Origin of the sequence: Mucilaginibacter flavus, from assembly GCF_030409315.1 — a bacterium.
Taxonomy (GTDB): domain Bacteria; phylum Bacteroidota; class Bacteroidia; order Sphingobacteriales; family Sphingobacteriaceae; genus Mucilaginibacter; species Mucilaginibacter flavus.
Genome location: NZ_JAUFPS010000001.1, coordinates 41211 through 63722 on the forward strand (window position 1 = coordinate 41211; position 22512 = coordinate 63722).

Genomic DNA, 22512 nt, shown 5'->3' on the forward strand with positions numbered 1-22512 from the left:
ATTCCTGTCTTAATTCTTGATTCTTAACTCTTGATTCTAATTCCATGACTACACGCAGATCGTTTTTAAAAACCGGAGCCTTAGCTGTTGCAGGCGCGGCGCTTTTGCCCGATAGTTTATTTGCAGCAGAAAAAAAATTACAACGGGTAGGGGTGCAGCTTTATAGTGTACGCGATGCCATGAAGCTTGATCCGAAAGGAACGCTGACAAAAATTGCCGACGCGGGCTATCACCATGTGGAACATGCTAATTATATCGATCGCAAGTTTTACGGCTACCCGGCAAAGGAGTTTAAAAAAATATTGGACGATTTGGCCCTTAAAATGCCAAGCGGCCATACCGTTATGACCACCCAGCATTGGGACGAAGCTAAGAACGATTTTACCGATGCCTGGAAATATACCATTGAAGATGCCGCCACGATGGGCCAAAGATATGTTATCAGTCCGTGGTTGGACGAGAAAGTGCGCACCGATATGGATGCCCTTAAAAAAGCCATGGAACGTTTTAACAAATCCGGAGAGCTGTGTCAAAAATCGGGGATGAAGTTTGGTTATCATAATCACAATTTCGAGATCAGCACCAAGGTTGGCGATATCACCCTGTATGATTATATCATCCAAAACACCGATCCCGCTTTGGTTGCCCAGCAAATTGATATTGGCAATATGCTCAGCACTGGTGGGCACGCTATTGATTTTATCAATAAATATCCAGACCGCTTTGAATCGATGCACGTGAAGGACGAGATTAAAGTACCACCACATGATGGCGACGATACCGAAAGCTGCATTTTAGGGCAGGGCATTATGCCGGTAAAGGAGATTGTAAAAGCAGGCAGCAAAAAAGGGGGCACATCGCTGTTTATTATTGAGCAGGAAGCCTACCAGGGTAAAGACCCGGTTGATAGTGTAAAAATTGATTTACAAATCATGAAAAAATGGGGTTATTAAGCCAATTACGCTACCTTAACCGGGGCGTATATTTTATTTAAAAAGCGTTAGTTTTAAAAGGTAAAATTATTAAGTTTGAAAACCGTTTATAAACAAACAAGTTCATATTAAAATTATTTGCTAAACTTTTAAAAATGTTTAGCAATGCTACTAAAACAATTTAGCACAAATAATGCACAGACGTACTGCCATCAGAAATCTGGCCTTGATAATTGGAGGTGCCGCCTTATTGCCTGCCTGTATGCAGGAAAAAGGCAAGCCATCCATCGCACTCAAAAATGTTGATTTGAATGCCGACCAGGAGAAACTGGTGGGCGATATTGCAGAAACTATTATTCCTAAAACAAGTACGCCCGGTGCAAAGGACTTAGGTCTGCATTTATTTGTGTTAAAGATGCTGGATGATTGTTATAAAAAGGACGATCAACAGGCTTTCATTACAGGTGCCGGCCAGTTTACCGATGCCGTTAGCAAGAAATACGATAAACTATTTGCAGATTTGAGCGCAAAACAGCGCGAAGAAATGCTGCTAAGCATCGAGGCCGATAAAGATCCCAAAAGCACGACTTTCCCTAAAGAGTTAAAAACGTTTTATGGCATTATAAAAGGCCAAACTGTTAACGGCTATACCAATTCAAAATATTTTATGACCAGGCAGGTAGTTTATGAACTGGTACCGGGCAGGTACAATGCACGGTTTCCGTATAAACAAAAGCAATCAGCATAAACAATGGCCAATTTAAATATAGATAGCGTTAAGGACAGAACATTTGATGCCATTGTAATAGGATCGGGCATGAGTGGGGGATGGGCCGCTAAAGAGTTGACCGATAAGGGCCTTAAAACCTTGATTTTGGAACGTGGGCGCGATGTAAAGCACAACATTGATTACCCTACCACCAATATGTATCCCTGGGAGTTTGAGCATCGTGGTGAAATGCCAATGGCCATACAGGAAGCCAACCCCATTGTAAACCGTTGCTATGCTTTTCATGAAGATGCCGCTCATTTTTTTGTAAAAGATGCCGACCATCCTTACGTACAGGAAAAACCTTTCGATTGGATTCGTGGCTACCAGGTAGGCGGTAAATCGCTGTTATGGGCGCGTCAAACCCAGCGCTGGAGCGATTTTGATTTTGAAGGTCCCGCCCGCGATGGTTTCGCGGTCGACTGGCCTATCCGTTATAAAGATATAGCGCCATGGTATAGCTATGTGGAGAAATTTGCAGGCATATCCGGCAATAAAGACGGCCTGGCCGAACTACCCGATGGCGAATTTTTGCCTGCCTTCCCCTTAAATACCGTCGAAACTTATTTTAGCGAACACGTTAAAAGCAAATACAGTAATCGCCACGTGATCAGTGCCCGTTGCGCGCACTTATCAAAACCCAATCAAATTCATATTGACCAGGGCCGGGTACAATGCCAGCGCCGCAACCTTTGCCAGCGCGGTTGTCCGTTTGGTGGCTATTTTAGTGCCAACGCGTCTACTATTCCATGGGCCTTAAAATCAGGCCACGCAACGCTGCGCCCGTTCTCGGTTGTGCAGGAAATTATTTACGATGAGAAGTTGGGCAAGGCAACCGGCGTACGCGTTATTGACGCCAACACCAAAGAGGCAATTGAATATTTTGCGAAGATCATATTTGTAAACGCGGCAGCGTTAAACACCAACTTGGTTTTATTAAACTCTACATCAAACCGTTTCCCCAATGGTTTAGGTAACGATAGTGGTGTATTGGGTAAATATGTTGCTTTTCACAATTATTCGGCACATATTAGCGCCGAGTATGATGGTGCCAAAGATTGGACTACCGATGGCCGTAACCCGGCGGGTGGCGGCTACATTCCGCGGTTCCGCAACGTTTATAAACAGGAAACAGATTTTTTACGTGGTTACGCCTCGGGCTTTAGCGCCTACCGTTACCAGCAGCGTCCCTGGGATGGTGTTGGCAGCAGCCTGAAAGAAAACCTGGTAAAAGATGACCTGAGCGGTTGGAAAGTAGGATCGCACATGATGGGCGAAACCATACCTAAAGAACATAGTTATGTAGCCCTTGATAAAACGCTTAAAGATCAGTGGGGCATCCCGCAGTTAAAGATCTCGGTTGATTACGATGATAACGACGCGAAGATGAAGAAGGATTACATTGAGCAGTTGACAGAAATGTTTACCAGCGCCGGCTTTACCAATATTAAAGCCAGCAGTGATCAACGTGCTCCGGGTTTGGATATTCATGAAATGGGCGGTGCCCGCATGGGTAATGATCCTAAAACATCGGTACTAAATAAATGGAATCAGATGCACGACGTAAAAAACGTGTTTGTAACCGATGGCGCCAGCATGACATCAACCTCATGCCAAAACCCATCCCTTACCTACATGGCCTTCACAGCCCGCGCAGCTGATTACGCGGTAGGGGAGTTGAAGAAGGGGAATATATAGGGCCTCACCTAAACAGCGTAGCTATCATGAGTACAAATAGCAAAAAAATAAAAAAACGAATAATCCTCTCCAAAGGAGAGGACTTTTGATTGGCGGCTTTTTAGAACCCTCTCCTTTGGAGAGGGCAGGGTGAGGCTATTGTGTAAAAAAAACACAATGTAATATTTGTAAAATAATTTTTATTCATACATTTAACAAACCAAGTAGTAAACAAAATTTTAAAACCCTAATATAATTGTATGTCTGCAAACACTTATGACGCAATAGTCATTGGCTCAGGAATTTCAGGCGGGTGGGCTGCCAAAGAACTAACAGAAAAAGGTTTAAAAACCATTATGCTGGAGCGCGGTCGTAACATCGAGCACATTAAAGATTATGTAAACGCCAATAAAGATCCCTGGGAATTTCCGCACAGGGGTGGCCGTACCCAAAAAATGATTGATGATTACCCGGTTTTAAAGCGCGATTATCCGCTTAACGAGGTAAACCTTGATTACTGGGCCAGCGATAAAGAAAGCCCTTATACCGAAGTAAAAAGGTTTGATTGGTTTCGTGGTTACCACGTTGGGGGGCGCTCATTAATGTGGGGCAGGCAATCATACCGCTGGGCCGATGTTGATTTTGAAGCCAACCTTAAAGATGGTATCGCGGTTGACTGGCCTATCCGTTATAAAGACATCGCGCCATGGTATAGCTATGCCGAAAAGTTTGCAGGCATATCTGGTAACAAAGATGGTTTGGCTATTTTGCCCGATGGCGATTTTATGCCGCCAATGGCGATGAACGTGGTTGAAAAAGATGTTGCCAAACGCTTAAAAGATCATTATAAAGAAGCACGTGATATGATCATCGGTCGTACCGCTAATATCACTGTGCCGCATAATAACCGTACTAATTGCCAGTACCGTAACAAATGCTGGTTGGGCTGTCCGTTTGGTGCTTACTTCAGTACACAATCGGCTACATTACCGGCGGCCATGGCTACAGGTAACTTAACCGTTCGCCCATGGTCTATCGTAACTAAAATTCTGTACGATAAGGATACTAAAAAAGCTAAAGGTGTTGAAGTATTAGATGCCGAAACCAACCAAACGTACGAGTACTTTGCTAAAATCGTATTCGTAAACGCGTCAACCATCAACTCGGCCTGGATTCTGATGAACTCGGCAACTGATGTTTGGGAAGGCGGCTTGGGCAGCAGCAGCGGCGAACTTGGTCATAACCTGATGGATCACCACTTAGGTGTTGGCGCATCTGGCCGTTATGAAGGTTTTGAAGATAAATATTATTTCGGCCGCAGGGCTAATGGTTTCTATATCCCGCGTTTTGCCAACTTAGGGAACGATAAACGCGACTTTATCCGTGGTTTTGGTTACCAGGGTGGTGCAAGCCGCGAGGGTTGGAGCCGTGATATTGCCGAACTAAGTGTAGGAGGCGCGTTTAAAGACGCCCTTACAGAACCAGGTTCATGGCAGGTAGGTATGGGTGGCTTTGGCGAAACCCTGCCTTACCACGATAACAAGGTAACCATTGATAAAACAAAAAAAGATAAATGGGGACTACCGGTTGTAGCTATCGACGCGGAGTTGAAAGACAACGAGAAAAAAATGCGTATAGCCATGGAAAGCGAAGCGAAAGCGATGCTGGAAGCAGCAGGCGTTAAGGACGTAAAAACCCATAGCGAAAATCCGTTCCTTGGTCGTGGTATTCATGAGATGGGTACCGCACGTATGGGTCGCGATCCAAAAACATCTGTACTAAACGAGTGGAACCAGGTTTGGGATGCCAAAAACGTATTTGTTACCGATGGTTCGGCCATGACATCTGCAGCATGTCAAAACCCTTCACTTACTTATATGGCATTAACGGCACGGGCCGCTAACCATGCTGTTGAAGCTTTAAAGAAAAACGAAATCTAATTCCATAACAAACAAACTACCTATGTCTGAAGAAAAAGATAAAACTACTGCCGACACATCAAGGCGGGAGTTTCTTAAAACCACTACCGTAGCTGCTGCGGGTTTCATGATCGTTCCGCGCTTTGTATTGGGCGGTAAGGGCTACACGGCCCCAAGCGATATGCTGAATGTAGCAGGTATTGGTGCCGGCGGTAAAGGCGAAAGTGATATCGCCAATTTTGCTAAAAGCGGTAAAGCCAACATCGCGTTTTTATGTGATGTTGACGATAGGAGGGCAGCCAAATCAAGGGCGAGCTTCCCTAAAGCCAAATATTACAAAGATTGGCGCGAGATGTACGATAAAGAGCATAAAAACTTTGATGCCGTATCTGTATCAACGCCAGATCATAACCACGCTATCATTGCTTACAACGCCATGAAGATGGGCAAGCACGTTTACGTGCAAAAACCCATGACGCATGATATTTGGGAAGCACGTTTATTAACCGAGGCTGCCAAAAAATTCAAAGTAGTTACACAGATGGGCAACCAGGGATCATCAAATGATGGTACCCGTTTAATGTCTGAATGGTACGATGCTGATTTAATTGGTGATGTACATACCGTATACTGCTGGACAAACCGCCCGGTATGGCCGCAAGGTATTAAATGGCCGGCGCCAGATCCAAACATTCCGAAAGAACTGGATTGGGATCTGTGGCTAGGTACTGCGCCTAAAAAAGATTATGTAGATAAATTAGTGCCGTTTAACTGGCGCGGATGGTGGGATTACGGAACCGGCGCTTTAGGCGATATGGGCTGTCACCTTGTTGAAGCACCGTTTAGAGTATTGGGTATTCAATATGCTAAAGATGTACAAGCCAGTGTTGGCAGTGTGTATGTTGATGAGTTTAAAGAAGGTCACTTCCCTGAAAGCTGCCCTCCGTCAAGCCACATCACATTAACGTTCCCTAAAACCGATAAAACCAAAGGTGATATTACCCTGCACTGGATGGACGGTGGTATACAGCCCGAAAGACCGGCAGAATTATTAGCTAACGAAGAATTTGGCGGCGAAGAAGGTAACGGAACTTTATTTATTGGTACCAAAGGAAAAATGTATGCAAGCACTTATTCTGATGCGCCAACTTTATTGCCAAAAGCACTTACTAAAGATGCAAAAGCGCCTCAGAAATGGGCACGTGTACCAGGTGGTGCCAATGGCCACTACGCGCAATGGGTTGAAGGTTGTATTGCAGGTTACGGTAAAACAGAGTTAAGCTCGTCATTTGACAAGGCTGGTCCGCTTACCGAGGCATTGTTAATGGCAAACCTTGCAGTACGCGGTCATGAATTGAACGGTGGTCGCATTAAATTGGTTTGGGATAACAAACTGATGAAGGTTACCAACTTTGATGAAGTAAACAAATACATCAAACGCAACTACCGCGAAGGCTTTGAGCTGAAAGCGTAGTTTAATTATTGAATTATTGAGTTATTGAATTATTGATTGGGGAATACTGCATTCGCCAATCAATAATCTAAACTTCATAATTCGATTATATCGGAAAGTAAAAATTCAATAACTCATTAATTCAATAAATCAATAATTAAAAAATGAATAGAAGAGACGCGATAACCAGGGTTGGTTTGATACTGGGGGGCACGGTGATAGGAGCCGAGTTTTTCATGTCGGGCTGTAAATCATCAACATCTGCTTCGGGTGTGGCCGATTTAACCAAACCAGAAATTGTAGCCTTCCTTGATGAGGTAGGCGAAACCATTTTACCTGCTACTACCACACCGGGCGCGAAAGCTGCCGAAATTGGTAAGTTTATGGGTGTTATGGTAAGCGATTGCTATACTGAAGCCGATCAGAAGATATTTTTAAAAGGTATCTCTGATTTGGACGAGGCCAGCAACAAAAAGTTTGGTAAAAAATTCATGGATGCCGATGCAAAACAACGCACCGAGCTGTTAACCGATTTGGATGCAGAGCAAAAAGCTTACACTAAAACTAAAAAGCCCGAAGATCCTAACCATTACTTCCGGATGATGAAGGAATTAACCCTTTTAGGTTTCTTCACTTCAAAACCGGGTGCTACTCAGGCCTTACGCTACATTGCGGTACCGGGTAAATACGATGGTAACTTCCCATACAAAAAAGGCGACAAAGCCTGGGCGACCTAAATATTGGTTTGTGGTTGAGTAAGTTGGATTGAGTTGATTAGGTTGGACTGGGTTGATTAAGTTGTATTAGGTTGAAGCGGATTGAAGAAGTTAGATAGGTGGTTTGTTTGGTTGAAAAAATAATAAACAGCAATGTTTTGAAAAATCGACTCAAATCATCAAATTTACCTCACTCAATCGATTGTAATCTAATTTAACTAATCAACTCAATCCAACCTAATCAACTCAATCTAACTTACTCAACCCAATCCAACTCAACAAAACAACAACAATGAAATTAAGATTAGGAATGATCGGCGGCGGTCAGGGTGCTTTTATTGGCGCTGTACACAGGATTGCCGCACGTATTGATGGCGAATATGAATTGGTTTGCGGCGCCTTTAGCAGCAATGCCGAAAAATCAAAAGCAAGCGGTGTATTGTTGGGTTTACCTGCAGATAGGGTTTATACCTCGTACACCGAACTCATCGAAAAAGAAAAACAACTGCCCGAAGATCAGCGTGTGCAGGTTATCAGCATTGTAACACCAAACCACGTTCATTTTGATCCATCAAAGGCCGCTTTAGAAAACGGTTTCCACGTGATTTTAGATAAACCCATGACTTTCTCTTTGGCCGAGGCTAAAGAACTGGAAAAAGTAGTAGCGGCAAGTGGTAAGCTATTTTGCTTAACCCATACCTACACGGGTTACCCAATGGTTAAGGAAGCTAAACAGCTTATCAAAGCCGGTAAATTAGGTGCCATCCGTAAAGTTTATGTAGAGTATCCGCAAGGCTGGTTAAGCAGCTTTTTAGAGGGCGACGATAACAACAAGCAAGCCTCATGGCGCACAGATCCGGGTAAAAGCGGCATCGCAGGTGCTATGGGCGATATCGGCACCCACGCTTTTAACCTGGCCGAATATGTTACCGGTTTGGAAGTAACCCAAATTTGTGCCGATATCAATGTTGTTGTTCCGGGCCGCAAGCTGGACGACGACGGTGCTGCTTTGCTGAAATTCAATAACGGCGCAAGCGGCGTACTTACCGCCACCCAGATTGCTGCCGGCGAGGAAAATAATGTAAAAATTAGGGTATACGGTGAAAAAGGCGGATTGGAATGGCACCAGAGCGATGCCAACTCATTAACTCTAATGTATACCGATAAACCTACGGAAATATGGCGTGCAGGTGGTGGTTATACCAGCACTTTCGCGCAGCATAATACACGTACACCGGCCGGACATCCCGAAGGTTACCTGGAGGCTTTTGCCAACCTGTACCGCAATTTCGCTTTAACGGTTAAAGCCGGTTTGGAAGGCCGTGAAGCAACTGCCGAAGAGCAGGATTACCCGGGCATACAAGAAGGCGTACGTGGTATGGCCTTTATTGAAAACGTGATTGCATCTGGCAAATCAGATAAAAAGTGGACGGAGTTTACCATCTAACAAAAAACTATGAAAACCATTAAAGGACCTGCAATATTTATAGCCCAATTTATTGGCGATGCCGCCCCGTTTAATAGCCTGGATAACATTTGTAAATGGGCTGCTGATTTGGGCTACAAAGGCGTACAGCTGCCAACATTGGATGACCGTTTTATCGATCTGCAAAAAGCTGCCGAAAGCAAAACTTACGCCGATGAGGTAAAAGGCATTGTAAACAGCCATGGCCTGGAAATTACCGAACTATCCACACACCTGCAAGGTCAACTGGTAGCGGTAAACCCCGTTTATGACGAGCTTTTTGACGGCTTTGCGCCCGAGAAACTGCGTAAAAATCCTGCCGAGAGGCAAAAATGGGCTGTACAACAATTGAAGTATGCGGCACAGGCATCTAAAAATTTAGGTTTACAGGCGTCGGTAACTTTTAGCGGCGCGCTGCTTTGGCCAATGCTTTACCCATGGCCGCAACGCCCTGCCGGTATTGTTGACACTGCGTTTGATGAATTAGCTAAACGCTGGACACCAATTTTAGATGTTTACGAAGAAAACGGCATCGACCTTTGCTATGAAATACACGCCGGTGAAGATTTGCATGACGGTATTACTTTCGAAATGTTTTTAGATAAGGTGAATGGCCACAAACGTGCCAACCTGCTGTATGATCCATCGCACTTTATACTGCAATGCCTTGATTACTTGGAGTACATTGACATTTACCACGAGCGCATTAAAATGATGCACGTGAAAGATGCCGAATTTAACCCTACAGGCCGACAAGGTGTTTACGGCGGTTACCAAAACTGGGTTGATCGTGCCGGCCGTTTCCGTTCATTGGGCGACGGACAGGTTGATTTTAAACAGATATTTAGTAAGTTAACGCAATACGATTTCCCCGGATGGGCCGTGCTGGAATGGGAATGCGCGCTTAAACACCCTGAAGACGGTGCCCGCGAAGGTGCAGCGTTCATCAAGGATCACATCATCCGTGTAACCGAACGCGCGTTCGACGATTTTGCCGCATCTGGTGCCGATGATGTGCTGAACAGGAAAACGCTGGGGATATAAAAGATTTGAGACTTACGAAGTTTTCAAAACTTCGTAAGTCTGGATTTGCGTCATGATATTTGAATGTGATGATGATGCGGAAAAGCGAGGGCTTGTGCGAATCCCCTCTTGAGAGGGGCGGAGGGGTGTGTTATGCATGCGTATAGTACGCGGGCTAAACACACCCCTGCCATTGCTCATGCCGTCGCGCCCCCTCTCAAGAGGGGATTTTAAAAGCGACCGTTCCTCGCAATGACGTAATGTAATAAAGAAGTCATCCCGAACTTGTTTCGGGACCTCACGTGCTAATTGTACCACAAGCAGGATGGGCCTTGCTTATGGGTTGCTGAAACAAGTTCGGCATGACAACCGGTAAATTTTTTAAAACGCCAATTAACCAATTATTACCATAACCTAATTAAACTTAAATGCAAACCATTAATAGAGCGCAGCTCTTCAGGGCCAGTTGTTTATCACTGCTGGTAACCTCATTATCATTCGGCATCCGTGCCGGCATCCTTGGCGATCTTGGTGTTAAATTTCAATTGAACGCCAGTCAGTTAGGAACCATAACGGCAACCGCTTTCTGGGGATTTCCGCTGGCCGTAGTTATCGGTGGCATAATAGTAGATATTATAGGCATGAAACGCCTGCTGTTACTGGCATTTTTATTTCACCTGGTAGGCATTTTACTCACCGTATTTGCAACCGGGTATTGGACCTTATTTATCTCCACCCTAACCATAGGCATTGCCAACGGCACGGTCGAGGCAGCGTGTAACCCGCTGGTAACTTCTTTATATACCGAAAATAAAACCACCAAATTGAGTCACTTTCACTTATGGTTTCCGGGTGGTATTGTTATAGGCACGCTCATAGTAACTCTGTTTAAAATGATAGGTTTAAACTGGCAGGTACAGGTTGGTGTAATGCTTATCCCTACGGTTATTTACGGCTACCTGTTCTCAAAACTGGATTTCCCGGTTACCGAGCGTGTGGCATCAGGTGTGTCAACAGCGGGTATGTACAAAGCGGTGTTATCGCCACTATTTATCTTCATGTTCATTTGCATGTTCGGCACGGCAATTACCGAGTTGTTTACCGGCCAGTGGATTGATGTGTTATTGAAAAACGTTACCGATAACGCCCTGTTGCTATTAACCTTAGAAACCGGCGTAATGGTATTGGGCAGGGGATTTGCCAAACCAATTTTAAAGCTATTCTCGCCGCAGGTAGTAATTTTAATGTCTACCATCGTTGCGGCTTTAGGCTTATACATGCTGAGCACTTTACATGGCGATATTATCTTTTTAGCAGCCATTATATTTGGTATGGGCGTATGTTTCTTTTGGCCAACCATGCTGGGCTTTGTATCAGAAAACATCCCTAAATCCGGCGCTTTGGGCATCAACTTAATGGGCGGCGCCGGTATGTTCGCTGTTTCTGTGTGGACGGTGATCATGGGTAAATACTATGATAAAATTGTAGCGGCAAAAATGGCCGGCTTACCGGCGGGTACAGATCCGGCTAAAGCATTGGAGCAAGCCAAAAGCCTTGCCGGGCCGGATGTATTACATTTTACCCTAATGATACCATTGGGACTAATAGTAGCATTTACAGGTTTGGTGCTTTACATGCGCACTCAGAAAAAAACAGCCCCTTTAACCGCTGCGGTGGTATAAAAAGGCTGTTTTTTTTAGAATAAAATTGTATTTTTCGCCACAATTAACAAAACAACTAAAAAACAGTATCATCCATTAAAGCAGTAACCAAAACAGGCTGTGTTTTGATGGGTTTTATTGAAATCAACCAACATTAACCCGGTTAACCTCCGGAAAAAAGAAAAATTTATTACTATGAAAAAGGCATTTTTTATTCTTGGCATGTGTGCAGTATTATCAGCTTGCGGTGGTTCGGCAGGCAGCAAAGGTGGCAGCGATAGCACCGATGCGGCAAACCAAACCGCAAAAGCAACCAATTCTGATGCTGATACCAACGCTACCAAAACCGGTACCGAAGCAGCAGGTGGTTCTGCAGGATCAGCAGCAGGCGAGAAATTATTGGCAGCAAATGATTGCGGTACCTGCCACAAGGTAGATACTAAAGTTATTGGCCCTGCATTCCAGGACATCGCCAAAAAATATGATGCTTCTGAAGCCAACATTGATATGCTTGCTAAAAAAGTAATTGCAGGTGGCAGCGGCAACTGGGGTACTATGGCCATGACAGCTCACCCTGGCCTGGCCGAGGCTGATGCTAAAGAAATTGTAAAATACATCCTTTCTTTAAAGAAATAAGCGCAAATAAATTCATCTAATAAAACAAATATGACCGTTGGAATAAGGGCAAAGCTTTCTGTAATGATGTTCCTGGAATTTTTTATCTGGGGAGCGTGGTTTGTAACTATGGGTACTTACCTCACCGTAACATTAAAAGCTACAGGAACGCAAAATGCAGGGGCGTACGCAACACAATCATTTGGGGCTATAATTGCACCTTTCATTATTGGCCTTATTGCTGATAAATACTTTTCGGCTCAAAAAATATTAGGTGTACTGCATTTAATTGGGGCGGCTTCACTTTTTTACGCGACTACGATTGCCGATTTTGATAAATTTTATCCTAATATTTTGTTTTATATGATCATTTACATGCCAACGTTGGCTCTTGTAAATTCGGTATCATTTAAACAGATGAAAAATCCAAGTAAGGAGTTTCCGCCAATTCGCGTATTCGGTACTTTAGGATGGATAATTGCCGGTATAGTTATTGGCTTTCTTGGCTGGGAAAAATCGGGCTCATTGGTGTTAACGTTTAAAATGGCATCAGTAGCTTCACTTATTTTAGGATTGTTAAGCTTTACCTTGCCAGATACTCCTCCGGTAAAAAAAGGTCAGAAAACTACATTTGGCGAGATTATTGGGTTGGATTCAATTGGTCTGCTAAAAAACAGATCTTACCTTACCTTTTTCCTGGCATCGGTTGCCATTTGCGTACCGCTTGCATTTTACTACAATTTTACCAATCCTTTCCTGAATGAAGTAGGTGTAACAGCCGCCGCGGGTAAACAATCGATGGGGCAGATGTCCGAATTTTTATTCATGGCACTGATGCCTTTGTTTTTTGTACGCTTAGGCGTTAAAAAAATGCTTGCTGTTGGTATGTTGGCCTGGGTATTACGCTATATTCTTTTTGCCTTTGGCGATGTAGGCGGCAACTATTGGATGCTGATTGCAGGTATAGTAATGCACGGTATCTGTTACGATTTCTTCTTTGTTACCGGGCAAATTTACACCGATAATTTAGCGGGCGAACGCTTCAAGAGTGCTGCTCAGGGCTTTATCACTTTGGCAACTTATGGTGTGGGCATGCTTATTGGCTCTTATATTTCGGGCCCGATAGTGGATGCACATGTAGTAGGTACAGGTCACGATTGGAAAACCATTTGGTTAATACCAGCCGGTATTGCTGCTGTGGTGTTGATATTTTTCTTGTTATTTTTTAAAGATACAAACATGGCTACCAAGCCAGGTTTGGATATTGAAGAACCTTCTGCTCAAACAAAAATATAACCATGTCATCAAATCAAAACAGGCGTTCGGCTATTAAAAGCATGATCGCGGGTACGGCCGCCGTTGGCGCGTCGGGCGTATTATCTTCATTTACTGCTACCGAAAACAAAGAAAAAAACATGACAGCCGATTCGCTTAAAGGTAATATTAACCACGCCGTTTGCCGCTGGTGTTATGGCGATATTTCGGTTGAGCAGCTGTGTATTGCCGCGAAAGGTATCGGCATAAAAGGGATCGACCTGGTTGGCCCGGCTGATTGGCCTACGTTAAAAAAGTATGGCCTGTACTCATCCATGTGTAACGGTGCCGAAATTAATTTGACCGATGGTTTCGGTGATAAAGAATTTCATGCCCAGCTGCACAAAAACTATAGCGAGATGATCCCTAAAGTTGCTGCCGCGGGGTATAAAAATCTGATCTGCTTTAGCGGCAGCCGCCGTGGTAAGGATAATGAAACCGGTTGGAATAACTGTGTTGAAGGCCTTAAACCAATGGTTGAGCTTGCCGAAAAGCACGGTGTTGTACTGGTGATGGAATTACTCAACAGCAAAATAGATCATAAAGATTACCAATGCGATAGGGTAGAGTGGGGTGCTGAGCTTTGTAAAAGGTTAGGCTCCGAACATTTTAAACTGTTGTTTGATATTTACCACATGCAGATAGATGAAGGCGACGTGATCCGCAATATCCGCGCTTATAACCAATACATTAACCATTACCATACAGGTGGTGTGCCGGGCCGTAATGAGATTGATGACAGCCAGGAGCTTTACTATCCGGCTATTATGAAAGCAATTGTGGCAACCGGTCACAAAGGTTTTGTTGCGCAGGAGTTTATCCCGAAGCAACCAGATCACATCGCGTCGTTACGCAAAGCGGTACACATTTGTGATGTTTAAACCTTTGGGGGCAAACACCATCTAACACTACACTAACTAAACAGAAATACATGACAACCAGGAGAACATTTTTAGCACAGGCCGGTCTGCTTTCGGCAGGCGTTATGCTGGCACCACAATTACTATCGGCAAAAGAAAAAAACGGCGCGGGCTTACAATTGTATAGCTTACGCGATCAGTTACCTGCCGATGTAAAAGGTGTAATTGGCAAAGTTGCTAAAGCGGGGTACAAAGAGGTTGAAACCTTTGGCTACAGTAAAGAACACGGTTACTGGGGCCTGCAAAGTAAAGACTTTGGTAAGCTATTGAAAGATAACGGCCTGAACAGCCCGAGCGGCCATTACGGTATCGATTCTTTTTTAGGTGAAGGCAAAACCGAAGAGCTTAATATGTATATGGAAGTAGCCAACACCATTGGCCAAACCTATATTATTATCCCAAGCCTTAACCATAATCTCATTAAAACGGTCGACGATTGCAAACACGTTGCTGATAGAATGAACAAGGCAGCCGAAATTTGCAAAACAGCTGGTTTAAAATTAGGTTACCATAATCATAACTTTGAGTGGGCACCGGTGGGCGATACCTCTTTTTACGATGTGGTATTAGGCAACACCGATCCTAAATTGGTTAACATGGAAATGGACCTGTATTGGGTAGTACGTGCCGGCCAGGACCCGATTGCTATTTTTGAAAAGCATCCCGGTCGTTTCAAATTTGTGCATATTAAGGATAGGGATAAAACCAATCCTAACCTGAATACCGAAATAGGTACCGGCGATATTGACTTTGTTAAAATTTTAAGCAAAGCCAAGTTGGGTGGTGTTGAACATTTTATTGTTGAGCAGGAAAACTACACCAATATTGATCCTTATGTAAGCATTGCTAAAAGTGCTGCTTATTTAAAAAATACACTTCACATCTAACAAAACCAATTATAAGATGAAATATTCAATTATATTAACTACGCTATTGGTAGGCAGTTTTTTTGCAGCTAACGCGCAAAATGCCAAACCAGAGGATACCGAAATTTGGGACCCAATCCCCAAAGCAGTTGTACCAGGTAAAGTATTGGGCGATGCCCCATCTGATGCTATTATTCTATTTGATGGCAAAGGCCTTGACCAATGGGTAGATGTTGAAACCCAAACACCTGCTAAATGGCTGGTAAAAGGCGATATCCTTACCGTAAATAAAGCTACAGGCAACATTGAAACCAAACAAAAATTTACCAATTACCAGTTACACCTGGAGTGGCGCGTACCTGCATCTATTACCGGCAGTGGCCAGGCCCGTGGTAACAGTGGTGTATTTTTAGCATCGATAGGTAAAGGCGATGCTGGCTACGAATTACAGGTTTTAGATTCATACAATAACAAAACCTATGTAAACGGTATGGCTGGCAGCTTGTACAAACAAGTGATTCCGTTGGCAAACCCAGGCCGCAAACCAGGTGAGTGGAACGTATATGACGTAGTTTGGACTGCCCCGGTATTTAACCAGGATGGTACATTAAAATCAGCAGCCCGTGCTACAGTATTTTTTAACGGTGTATTGGTTGAGAATAACTTTGAGTTGCTTGGCCCAACCCAATACATTGGCAAACCATCTTACGAAGGTAAGGCACATGGTCCATCGCCAATTAAATTACAAGCCCACGGTGATAAAAGCGAACCGCTTAGCTTCCGTAACATTTGGGTAAGGGAGTTGTAATATAAGTTCTTTTTGATATTTGAAAGCGCCGTTGCAAACCAGTAACGGCGCTTTTTTATTGATGAAATTCCCTAAGGTTTTTAAATACGGTACAAAGTATCATGCCGCATCAATTCCAAAAAATCAATTAGTGGATTCGGCTAAAGCCATTTTTTGCTGTTGCTGTAATCCGTTGGCTGAAGCCAAACGGCAATGATCTGAATACCGATTTCACAAGAAATTCAAAATTCATTGCCGTCCCATTTATGGGGCGGAATCGAAATAATAGATGAGATGGCTTTAGCCAAAAACAACAAGCTAATTTTAAAATTGATTTCTCTGATAAACTGCCGGGAAATTACAGGATTTGAAATTATATTTACAAAATTTTAAGCCACCATGAAAAACGCACCTACCTGGTTAATCACATTGTTTTTAAGCTTTATGCTGTTTACATTAAACCTTTCGGCATCGCCTAAAAGGTATTATTACGAGCTTAAAATTTATCACTATAAAACCTACGACCAGGAAGGTAAAATAGAGCGTTACCTTAAAGATGCTTATCTGCCTGCCTTGCATCGCGCGGGTATCCCCAACGTTGGCGTATTTAAACCGGTAAAGCAGGATACTGCCGATATGCGCATTTACGTATACACACCTTTTACATCATTAGATAAATGGACCAGCGTTGATAAAAAGCTACAGGCCGATACCAAATATTTTGCCGATGGCGAAGATTATCTTAATGCCAATTACAAAGATGCGCCGTACACCCGTATGGAAACTTTAATATTACATGCTTTCCCAGGCATGCCGGCACCAGAAGTGCCGCAACTTACCGCCCCCAAAGCCGAACGTGTATACGAATTACGTAGTTACGAAAGCGCCACCGAAAAATATAATTACAATAAAGTGCGTATGTTTAACGATGGCGATGAGATAGGTTTATTTAAACGCCTGGGCTTTAATGCTGTTTTTTACTCTGAAGTGATATCAGGGTCGCATATGCCCAACCTGATGTACATGACCACTTTTAACAGTAAGGATGATAGGGATAAACACTGGGATACTTTTGGTAAAGACGCTTATTGGAAAAGCTTATCGGCCAAGGCAGAGTATCAGAACAATGTTTCGCATGTAGATATCTTTTTCCTTTTCCCAACCGACTACTCTGATTACTAAAACAAATTACATGCCATTAGGTTGTAACTTTAGTTTTTAGAAATTTAATTAATTTATTGCAAAAAATCTATTTTAGATGCATAGCTTTAAATTAATATGATACCGGTTGATGCAGCAAAATAATCAAAACTTTTTACGGGGCGGAGGCGAGATGGGGGCTTTGATGAGGGCCCATGACTGGTCGGCCTCTCCTTTAGGTGCACCGGATACCTGGCCGCAAAGTTTGCGCACAACCCTTAGTATTGTTTTAAACTCAAAATTCCCCATGTTTTTATTTTGGGGACCGCAATCATTTTGCTTTTATAATGATGCTTACCGCCCAAGTTTAGGCAATAACGGTAAGCACCCTACAGCATTGGGGCAACCCGGCGCCGAGTGCTGGCCTGAAATATGGGAGTTTATAAAGCCGCTGATAGACCAGGTTTTAAGCGGAGGTGAAGCCACCTGGAGCGAAGACCAGTTGTTGCCAATTTACCGCAACGGTAAAATGGAAGATGTTTACTGGACCTTTAGTTACAGCCCTGTTAACGATGAAACCGGTAATCCGGCGGGCGTTTTTGTAACCTGTACTGAAACAACTGATAAAGTACTCACGCTAAATAAGCTTATAGAGAGCAAAACCGAACTGGAATTTGCCATAGATGCAGCCGAATTAGGCACCTGGGATCTTAATCCGCAAACCAACAAATTTATTGGTAATAACAGGTTGAAAAGCTGGTTCGGGCTTAAACCCGAAGAAGAGATAGATCTTTCGCTGGCTATTAATGTAATGCATACCGATGATAGGGACAGGGTAGCCGCAGCTATACAGGCTGCCTTACAGACAGCATCGGGCGGTAAATATGATATTGAATATACGATTGTGCATCCGCATACCCAACAGCACCGAATTGTAAGGGCAAGGGGCAAGGCACTTTTTAATGAAGATGGGATAGCCACCCGGCTTAACGGAACTTTAGAAGATATAACCGATGCTGTAATTGCCCGTCGTGAATTGATGGAAAGCGAAGAGAATTTTCGGTCGCTTATTTTACAGGCACCTGTATCAATAGCGGTTTTTAAAGGACCGCAATATATTGTGGAAATTGCTAATGCCCCCGTATTTGAACTTTGGGGTAAAACCGCTGAAGAAACACTTGGGAAACCTATTTTTGAAGGCTTGCCCGAGGCAAAAGGCCAGGGCCTGGAGGCTTTGCTTGACCATGTTTACACCACGGGCGAAAAATTTGTAGCTACCGAAAGGGTAGTTTACTTACCACGGAACGGAAAGGTTGAAAAAACCTATGTGAATTTTGTGTACGAGGCTTTAAAGGGCGCTAATGGAATAACCGGTATTATAGCGGTAGCTTCTGAAGTTACCGACCAGGTGATAGCTAAACAAAAAATCCTGGATGCCGAAGAGCGCGCCCGGCTGGCTGTTGATGCTGCCGAAATGGGTACTTATGATTTAAATATGCTGACTGGCGAACTTTTTACATCGCCGCGGTTTGATGCCATTTTTGATGTAGAACATGGAAGCCCACGGAGCATTTATAGTTCGCGCATCCATGCGGATGATAATGATGGTCGTTTAAAGGCTTTTGAAAAAGCTTACAAAACCGGTCATTTTTTTCATGTAAGCAGGGTAATTTGGTTGGATGGGAGCATGCATTGGGTGCAATCTGAAGGGCAGATGTATTTTGACGAACAAAACAAGCCGATACGCTTATTAGGTACTGCTATTGATATTACCCGGCAAAAAGATGCCGAAGCCGAACTGAAGCGTTTTCAGTTTATGGCCGATAATGCATCGGATATATTTGTGCTGATGCGGGAGGATGGGGCCTTCGCTTACGTTAATAATGTAGCGTTGGATGAATGGGGATATAATGAAGCGGAAGCGCTTGGTTTGCGTATAAGCAATGTAGATGTATATTTTAATGCCGAAACTTTTGCGATAGCATTTAACCGGGCGCAGGAGCAAAATATTCCGCCCCATGAAACGCTGTATCGTAGGCGAAACGGATCTGTTTACCCGGTAGAGATCAACATGGTAAGCCTGGTATTGGGCGATAAGCCCCATCTTTTTGCCATCGCCCGCGATATAACCGAGCGTAAAAAAGCCCGCGAAGAACTGGTTAAAATTAATCAGAGCCTTGAAATAGCTTTGGAAGCCGGCCGTTTAGGATCGTACGAACTGGATTTAGATACAGGACTTATGATTTGCACCCCGCAATGTAAAGCCAACTATGGCCTTAACCCGGATGCTGTTTTTAATTTTAACGACCTGCTTGCAGTTATGTTACCCGAATACCGCGACGTGGTGCAAAAACGCGTTGCCGCGGCAATAAGCGAGCGTGGTGTTTATAATGCGGAGTACCAGGTAACCTGGCCCGATGAATCTATCCACTGGATAAATGCCAGCGGAAAGGCACGTTATAACGAGCACAACAAGGCCACCATTATGGTTGGTGTTACCATTGATATTACCGAGCAAAAATTGCTGCAACAGCAAAAAGACGAGTTTATAGGCATTGCCAGCCATGAATTAAAAACACCTGTAACCAGTATAAAAGCCTACACCCAGGTATTGGAACGCATACTGGCTAAAAAAGGCGATACGCAGGAAGCCGGCATGATCAGGAAGATGGATGCTCAGCTTAACCGCCTCACCAGCCTGATTGCCGATTTATTGGATGTTACTAAAATAAACTCGGGCAGGCTGCAGTTTAACTACACCACTTTTGACTTTAATGCGCTGATAGCCGAAGTAGCCGAAGATTTACAACGCACTACACAAAAACATACACTTATCCAAAATATGCAGCAAACAGGACAAGTGTATGCAGATAGGGAAAGGATAAGCCAGGTGCTGGTTAACCTGATTAGTAATGCTATCAAATATTCGCCGCATAGTGCAGATATTATTATTGATACCAAACTGAACAATAACGAAGTGCTTGTAAGCGTTCAGGATTTTGGAATAGGGATTTCGAAAGCGAAGCAGCAGAAGGTTTTTGAGCAGTTTTATCGTGTAAGCGGTGCAAAACAACATACATTTCCTGGTTTAGGGCTTGGTTTGTATATATCATCAGAGATCATTAAACGCGAGGGTGGCCGAATTTGGGTAGATAGTGAAGAGGGGAAAGGATCGATATTTTATTTTGCACTCCCCGTGCAAAAGCCCGAAAATTTTAACGGTTAAAACTTTAAACAGATATTTAATTGTAGGTTTTACAATTACAGGCTTGATTTTTGTGGAGGAGGGAATAGATTGGGAAATGTAAAAAAGATCATGATTGCGGACGATGATCCGGGAATTGTGGATGCAGTTGAAATTATTTTAGATTTTGAGGGATACGAAGTATCGTCGACAGTAAATGGCGCGACGGTGCTGGATATGACGTCTGAATTTCCAGACCTGCTTTTGCTTGACATCTGGATGTCGGGCTCAGACGGGCGTGACATTTGCCGCGAGTTAAAACACCGTGCCGATACCAAGGGTATCCCTATAATCATGATCTCGGCCAGCAGGGATATTGAAAATTCGGCATTTGAGGCCGGCGCCGATGACTTCCTGGCTAAACCCTTTGAAATAGATGACCTTTTAGGGAAGATAAAGAAGTTGTTGTAAAAGAGAAAATACAAATCCCCTCTTGAGAGGGGGCGCGATGGAACTGCGCGTGAGCAGGGGTGTGTTGATCAGCGTTTAAGCCTCAGCAGAGGAACACACCCCTCCGCCCCTCTCAAGAGGGGATTCGCGCTTGCCCTCGCCATTCCTTTCCTTTTTTTTATTAATGTCCATCCCCTCTAAACCACCCCATTTTCAAACCTTCTGTCCGATATCGATCACTTTTTCAAAATTAAAATTACATAATTATCTGTAAATAAACAACTTGATATTGGTATAGCTCTTGCAAAACTCCTTGCAAATTTATATCACAATGGATAAGGAAATTACACTCGAAGTTACATCGCAAAAGAGAAAGAAAGGCGCGGTGATAGCTGTCATAACCATCGCGGCTTTGGGGCTGGCGGTGTTTATGCTTCGGGGATTTATTAAATCGAGCATTAAAAAAGCAGACATTACAACCGCCACCGTTGAGGTTGGCAATATAGAGAACACCCTAAACGCCACAGGCGAAGTTTTGCCCGAGTTTGAAGAGATTATTACCAGCCCTATTAATGCTTCTATCCAAAAAGCCTTAATGGATGCGGGCAATAAAGTAAAACCAGGCCAGTCGCTTATTACCCTTGACAGATCGGCCACTCAAACCGAATACGATAAGCTCAATTTTACCCTCGAATCAAAGCGCAACGAGATTGCTAAACTAAAACTCGACCTTGCTAAAAGCTTTTACGATATCCAATCAAACAACGATATTAAACAACTACGCATCAGCAACCTTGCCGATGCCGTTGAAAATGCCAAACGCCTGTACAAAGCAGGGGGCGGTACCCGCGAAGGCATTGAACAGGCCGAACTAAATCTTAAAGTGGCTCAGCTTGAAAAGAAGCAGCTTGAAAATGAGATCAAAAACAAGCAGCAAACCATGCAGATTGAGATTAAAGAAGCCCAGATTGCTGCCGACATACAGGAAAGCGATTTGAAAGCCCTGAAACGCAAACTCGATTTAGCAAACGTGGTGGCCACCCGCGCCGGCGTAATCACCTATGTTAACAAAAACATTGGTGCCAACATTCATGAAGGCGAAACCCTTGCCCGCATTGCAGATCTGGGCAGCTTTAAAGTGCAGGGCAGTATCTCTGATAATTCGATGGATCAGCTGCATAGCGGTATCCCGGTAGTGGTGCGGATTAATGACATCCAACTGCGCGGCCACGTAACCAACGTATCCCCGTCGGTACAAAACAGTATTATTTCTTTTGATATTCAGCTGGATGACCGTGCTAACAAAATTTTACGTCCCAACCTTAAAGTAGATGTGTTTTTGGTGACGGCTACCCATAGCAAGATCATGCGGGTAGCTAATGGTCCCGCATTTAAAGGCCCAACTGTGCAGGATATTTTTGTGCTGAATGGTAATAAAGCTGAACGCAGAACAGTACACATCGGCCTTACCAATTTTGATTATGTAGAGATTCAGGATGGCGTAAAACCCGGCGACGTGGTGATTACATCTGATATGAATGAGTATAAGAATTCGAAGGAAGTTACGGTAACAAATTGAGCCTCACCCAACCCTCTCCAAAGGAGAGGGCTTTAAAAGGAA

General features: G+C 43.7%; 18 protein-coding genes. All 18 read left to right on the top strand.

Translation table 11 applies throughout. From position 1 onward, the window contains the following. Positions 1-44: 44 nt before the first annotated feature. The 18 genes from QWZ17_RS00175 (at position 45) to QWZ17_RS00260 (ending at position 22470) form a co-directional block, all read left to right on the top strand. Positions 45-953 (top strand): sugar phosphate isomerase/epimerase family protein, encoded by a 909-nt coding sequence (locus tag QWZ17_RS00175; RefSeq protein ID WP_290302779.1) that lies wholly within the window; start codon positions 45-47, stop codon positions 951-953. Positions 954-1125: 172 nt separating this feature from the next. Further along, a complete protein-coding gene (locus QWZ17_RS00180; RefSeq protein ID WP_290302780.1) occupies positions 1126-1680 on the top strand; it encodes a gluconate 2-dehydrogenase subunit 3 family protein in 555 nt (184 codons plus the stop codon). 3 nt (positions 1681-1683) lie between these two features. Continuing rightward, positions 1684-3399: a GMC oxidoreductase gene (locus QWZ17_RS00185; protein ID WP_290302781.1), complete on the top strand. Its 1716-nt coding sequence runs from the start codon at positions 1684-1686 to the stop codon at positions 3397-3399. A 239-nt stretch (positions 3400-3638) separates the two neighbouring features. Beyond that, the gene (locus tag QWZ17_RS00190) at positions 3639-5318 is read left to right on the top strand and encodes a GMC oxidoreductase (RefSeq protein ID WP_290302782.1); all 1680 of its coding nucleotides are present in this window, start codon (positions 3639-3641) and stop codon (positions 5316-5318) included. A gap of 22 nt (positions 5319-5340) precedes the next feature. Next, complete coding sequence (locus QWZ17_RS00195) at positions 5341-6771, top strand: Gfo/Idh/MocA family protein (protein WP_290302783.1); 1431 nt, start codon at positions 5341-5343, stop codon at positions 6769-6771. A 143-nt stretch (positions 6772-6914) separates the two neighbouring features. Then, positions 6915-7487: a gluconate 2-dehydrogenase subunit 3 family protein gene (locus tag QWZ17_RS00200; RefSeq protein WP_290302784.1), complete on the top strand. Its 573-nt coding sequence runs from the start codon at positions 6915-6917 to the stop codon at positions 7485-7487. Between the two features lie 271 nt (positions 7488-7758). Then, a complete protein-coding gene (locus tag QWZ17_RS00205) occupies positions 7759-8913 on the top strand; it encodes a Gfo/Idh/MocA family protein (protein WP_290302785.1) in 1155 nt (384 codons plus the stop codon). Positions 8914-8922: 9 nt separating this feature from the next. Next, the gene (locus tag QWZ17_RS00210; RefSeq protein ID WP_290302786.1) at positions 8923-9975 is read left to right on the top strand and encodes a sugar phosphate isomerase/epimerase family protein; all 1053 of its coding nucleotides are present in this window, start codon (positions 8923-8925) and stop codon (positions 9973-9975) included. Positions 9976-10382: 407 nt separating this feature from the next. Then, the gene (locus QWZ17_RS00215; RefSeq protein WP_290302787.1) at positions 10383-11636 is read left to right on the top strand and encodes an MFS transporter; all 1254 of its coding nucleotides are present in this window, start codon (positions 10383-10385) and stop codon (positions 11634-11636) included. Between the two features lie 174 nt (positions 11637-11810). After that, entirely contained in the window at positions 11811-12251 is a 441-nt protein-coding gene (locus QWZ17_RS00220; protein WP_290302788.1) for a c-type cytochrome, read from the top strand. Positions 12252-12281: 30 nt separating this feature from the next. Next, positions 12282-13526 carry a nucleoside permease gene (locus QWZ17_RS00225; protein ID WP_290302789.1) on the top strand — a complete coding sequence of 415 codons (1245 nt, stop codon included), beginning with the start codon at positions 12282-12284 and terminating at the stop codon, positions 13524-13526. Between the two features lie 2 nt (positions 13527-13528). After that, positions 13529-14425, top strand: a complete 897-nt coding sequence (locus QWZ17_RS00230; RefSeq protein ID WP_290302790.1) for a hydroxypyruvate isomerase family protein — start codon at positions 13529-13531, stop codon at positions 14423-14425. A 50-nt stretch (positions 14426-14475) separates the two neighbouring features. Beyond that, positions 14476-15351 carry a sugar phosphate isomerase/epimerase family protein gene (locus QWZ17_RS00235; RefSeq protein ID WP_290302791.1) on the top strand — a complete coding sequence of 292 codons (876 nt, stop codon included), beginning with the start codon at positions 14476-14478 and terminating at the stop codon, positions 15349-15351. A 16-nt stretch (positions 15352-15367) separates the two neighbouring features. Then, positions 15368-16138, top strand: a complete 771-nt coding sequence (locus tag QWZ17_RS00240) for a 3-keto-disaccharide hydrolase (protein ID WP_290302793.1) — start codon at positions 15368-15370, stop codon at positions 16136-16138. A 378-nt stretch (positions 16139-16516) separates the two neighbouring features. After that, the gene (locus QWZ17_RS00245) at positions 16517-17299 is read left to right on the top strand and encodes an NIPSNAP family protein (protein ID WP_290302794.1); all 783 of its coding nucleotides are present in this window, start codon (positions 16517-16519) and stop codon (positions 17297-17299) included. 109 nt (positions 17300-17408) lie between these two features. Then, on the top strand, positions 17409-20483 hold the full coding sequence (locus tag QWZ17_RS00250) for a PAS domain S-box protein (protein ID WP_290302795.1): 3075 nt from the start codon (positions 17409-17411) through the stop codon (positions 20481-20483). Between the two features lie 90 nt (positions 20484-20573). Next, the gene (locus tag QWZ17_RS00255) at positions 20574-20912 is read left to right on the top strand and encodes a response regulator transcription factor (protein ID WP_290302796.1); all 339 of its coding nucleotides are present in this window, start codon (positions 20574-20576) and stop codon (positions 20910-20912) included. Between the two features lie 310 nt (positions 20913-21222). Beyond that, positions 21223-22470, top strand: a complete 1248-nt coding sequence (locus QWZ17_RS00260) for an efflux RND transporter periplasmic adaptor subunit (RefSeq protein WP_290302797.1) — start codon at positions 21223-21225, stop codon at positions 22468-22470. Positions 22471-22512: the final 42 nt, after the last annotated feature.

What these genes read in the sequence shown, in the direction of transcription:
- QWZ17_RS00175 (WP_290302779.1), top strand. Translation starts at nt 45, where the DNA reads ATGACTACACGCAGATCGTTTTTAAAAACCGGAGCCTTAGCTGTTGCA.
- QWZ17_RS00180 (WP_290302780.1), top strand. Translation starts at nt 1,126, where the DNA reads ATGCACAGACGTACTGCCATCAGAAATCTGGCCTTGATAATTGGAGGT.
- QWZ17_RS00185 (WP_290302781.1), top strand. Translation starts at nt 1,684, where the DNA reads ATGGCCAATTTAAATATAGATAGCGTTAAGGACAGAACATTTGATGCC.
- QWZ17_RS00190 (WP_290302782.1), top strand. Translation starts at nt 3,639, where the DNA reads ATGTCTGCAAACACTTATGACGCAATAGTCATTGGCTCAGGAATTTCA.
- QWZ17_RS00195 (WP_290302783.1), top strand. Translation starts at nt 5,341, where the DNA reads ATGTCTGAAGAAAAAGATAAAACTACTGCCGACACATCAAGGCGGGAG.
- QWZ17_RS00200 (WP_290302784.1), top strand. Translation starts at nt 6,915, where the DNA reads ATGAATAGAAGAGACGCGATAACCAGGGTTGGTTTGATACTGGGGGGC.
- QWZ17_RS00205 (WP_290302785.1), top strand. Translation starts at nt 7,759, where the DNA reads ATGAAATTAAGATTAGGAATGATCGGCGGCGGTCAGGGTGCTTTTATT.
- QWZ17_RS00210 (WP_290302786.1), top strand. Translation starts at nt 8,923, where the DNA reads ATGAAAACCATTAAAGGACCTGCAATATTTATAGCCCAATTTATTGGC.
- QWZ17_RS00215 (WP_290302787.1), top strand. Translation starts at nt 10,383, where the DNA reads ATGCAAACCATTAATAGAGCGCAGCTCTTCAGGGCCAGTTGTTTATCA.
- QWZ17_RS00220 (WP_290302788.1), top strand. Translation starts at nt 11,811, where the DNA reads ATGAAAAAGGCATTTTTTATTCTTGGCATGTGTGCAGTATTATCAGCT.
- QWZ17_RS00225 (WP_290302789.1), top strand. Translation starts at nt 12,282, where the DNA reads ATGACCGTTGGAATAAGGGCAAAGCTTTCTGTAATGATGTTCCTGGAA.
- QWZ17_RS00230 (WP_290302790.1), top strand. Translation starts at nt 13,529, where the DNA reads ATGTCATCAAATCAAAACAGGCGTTCGGCTATTAAAAGCATGATCGCG.
- QWZ17_RS00235 (WP_290302791.1), top strand. Translation starts at nt 14,476, where the DNA reads ATGACAACCAGGAGAACATTTTTAGCACAGGCCGGTCTGCTTTCGGCA.
- QWZ17_RS00240 (WP_290302793.1), top strand. Translation starts at nt 15,368, where the DNA reads ATGAAATATTCAATTATATTAACTACGCTATTGGTAGGCAGTTTTTTT.
- QWZ17_RS00245 (WP_290302794.1), top strand. Translation starts at nt 16,517, where the DNA reads ATGAAAAACGCACCTACCTGGTTAATCACATTGTTTTTAAGCTTTATG.
- QWZ17_RS00250 (WP_290302795.1), top strand. Translation starts at nt 17,409, where the DNA reads ATGCAGCAAAATAATCAAAACTTTTTACGGGGCGGAGGCGAGATGGGG.
- QWZ17_RS00255 (WP_290302796.1), top strand. Translation starts at nt 20,574, where the DNA reads ATGATTGCGGACGATGATCCGGGAATTGTGGATGCAGTTGAAATTATT.
- QWZ17_RS00260 (WP_290302797.1), top strand. Translation starts at nt 21,223, where the DNA reads ATGGATAAGGAAATTACACTCGAAGTTACATCGCAAAAGAGAAAGAAA.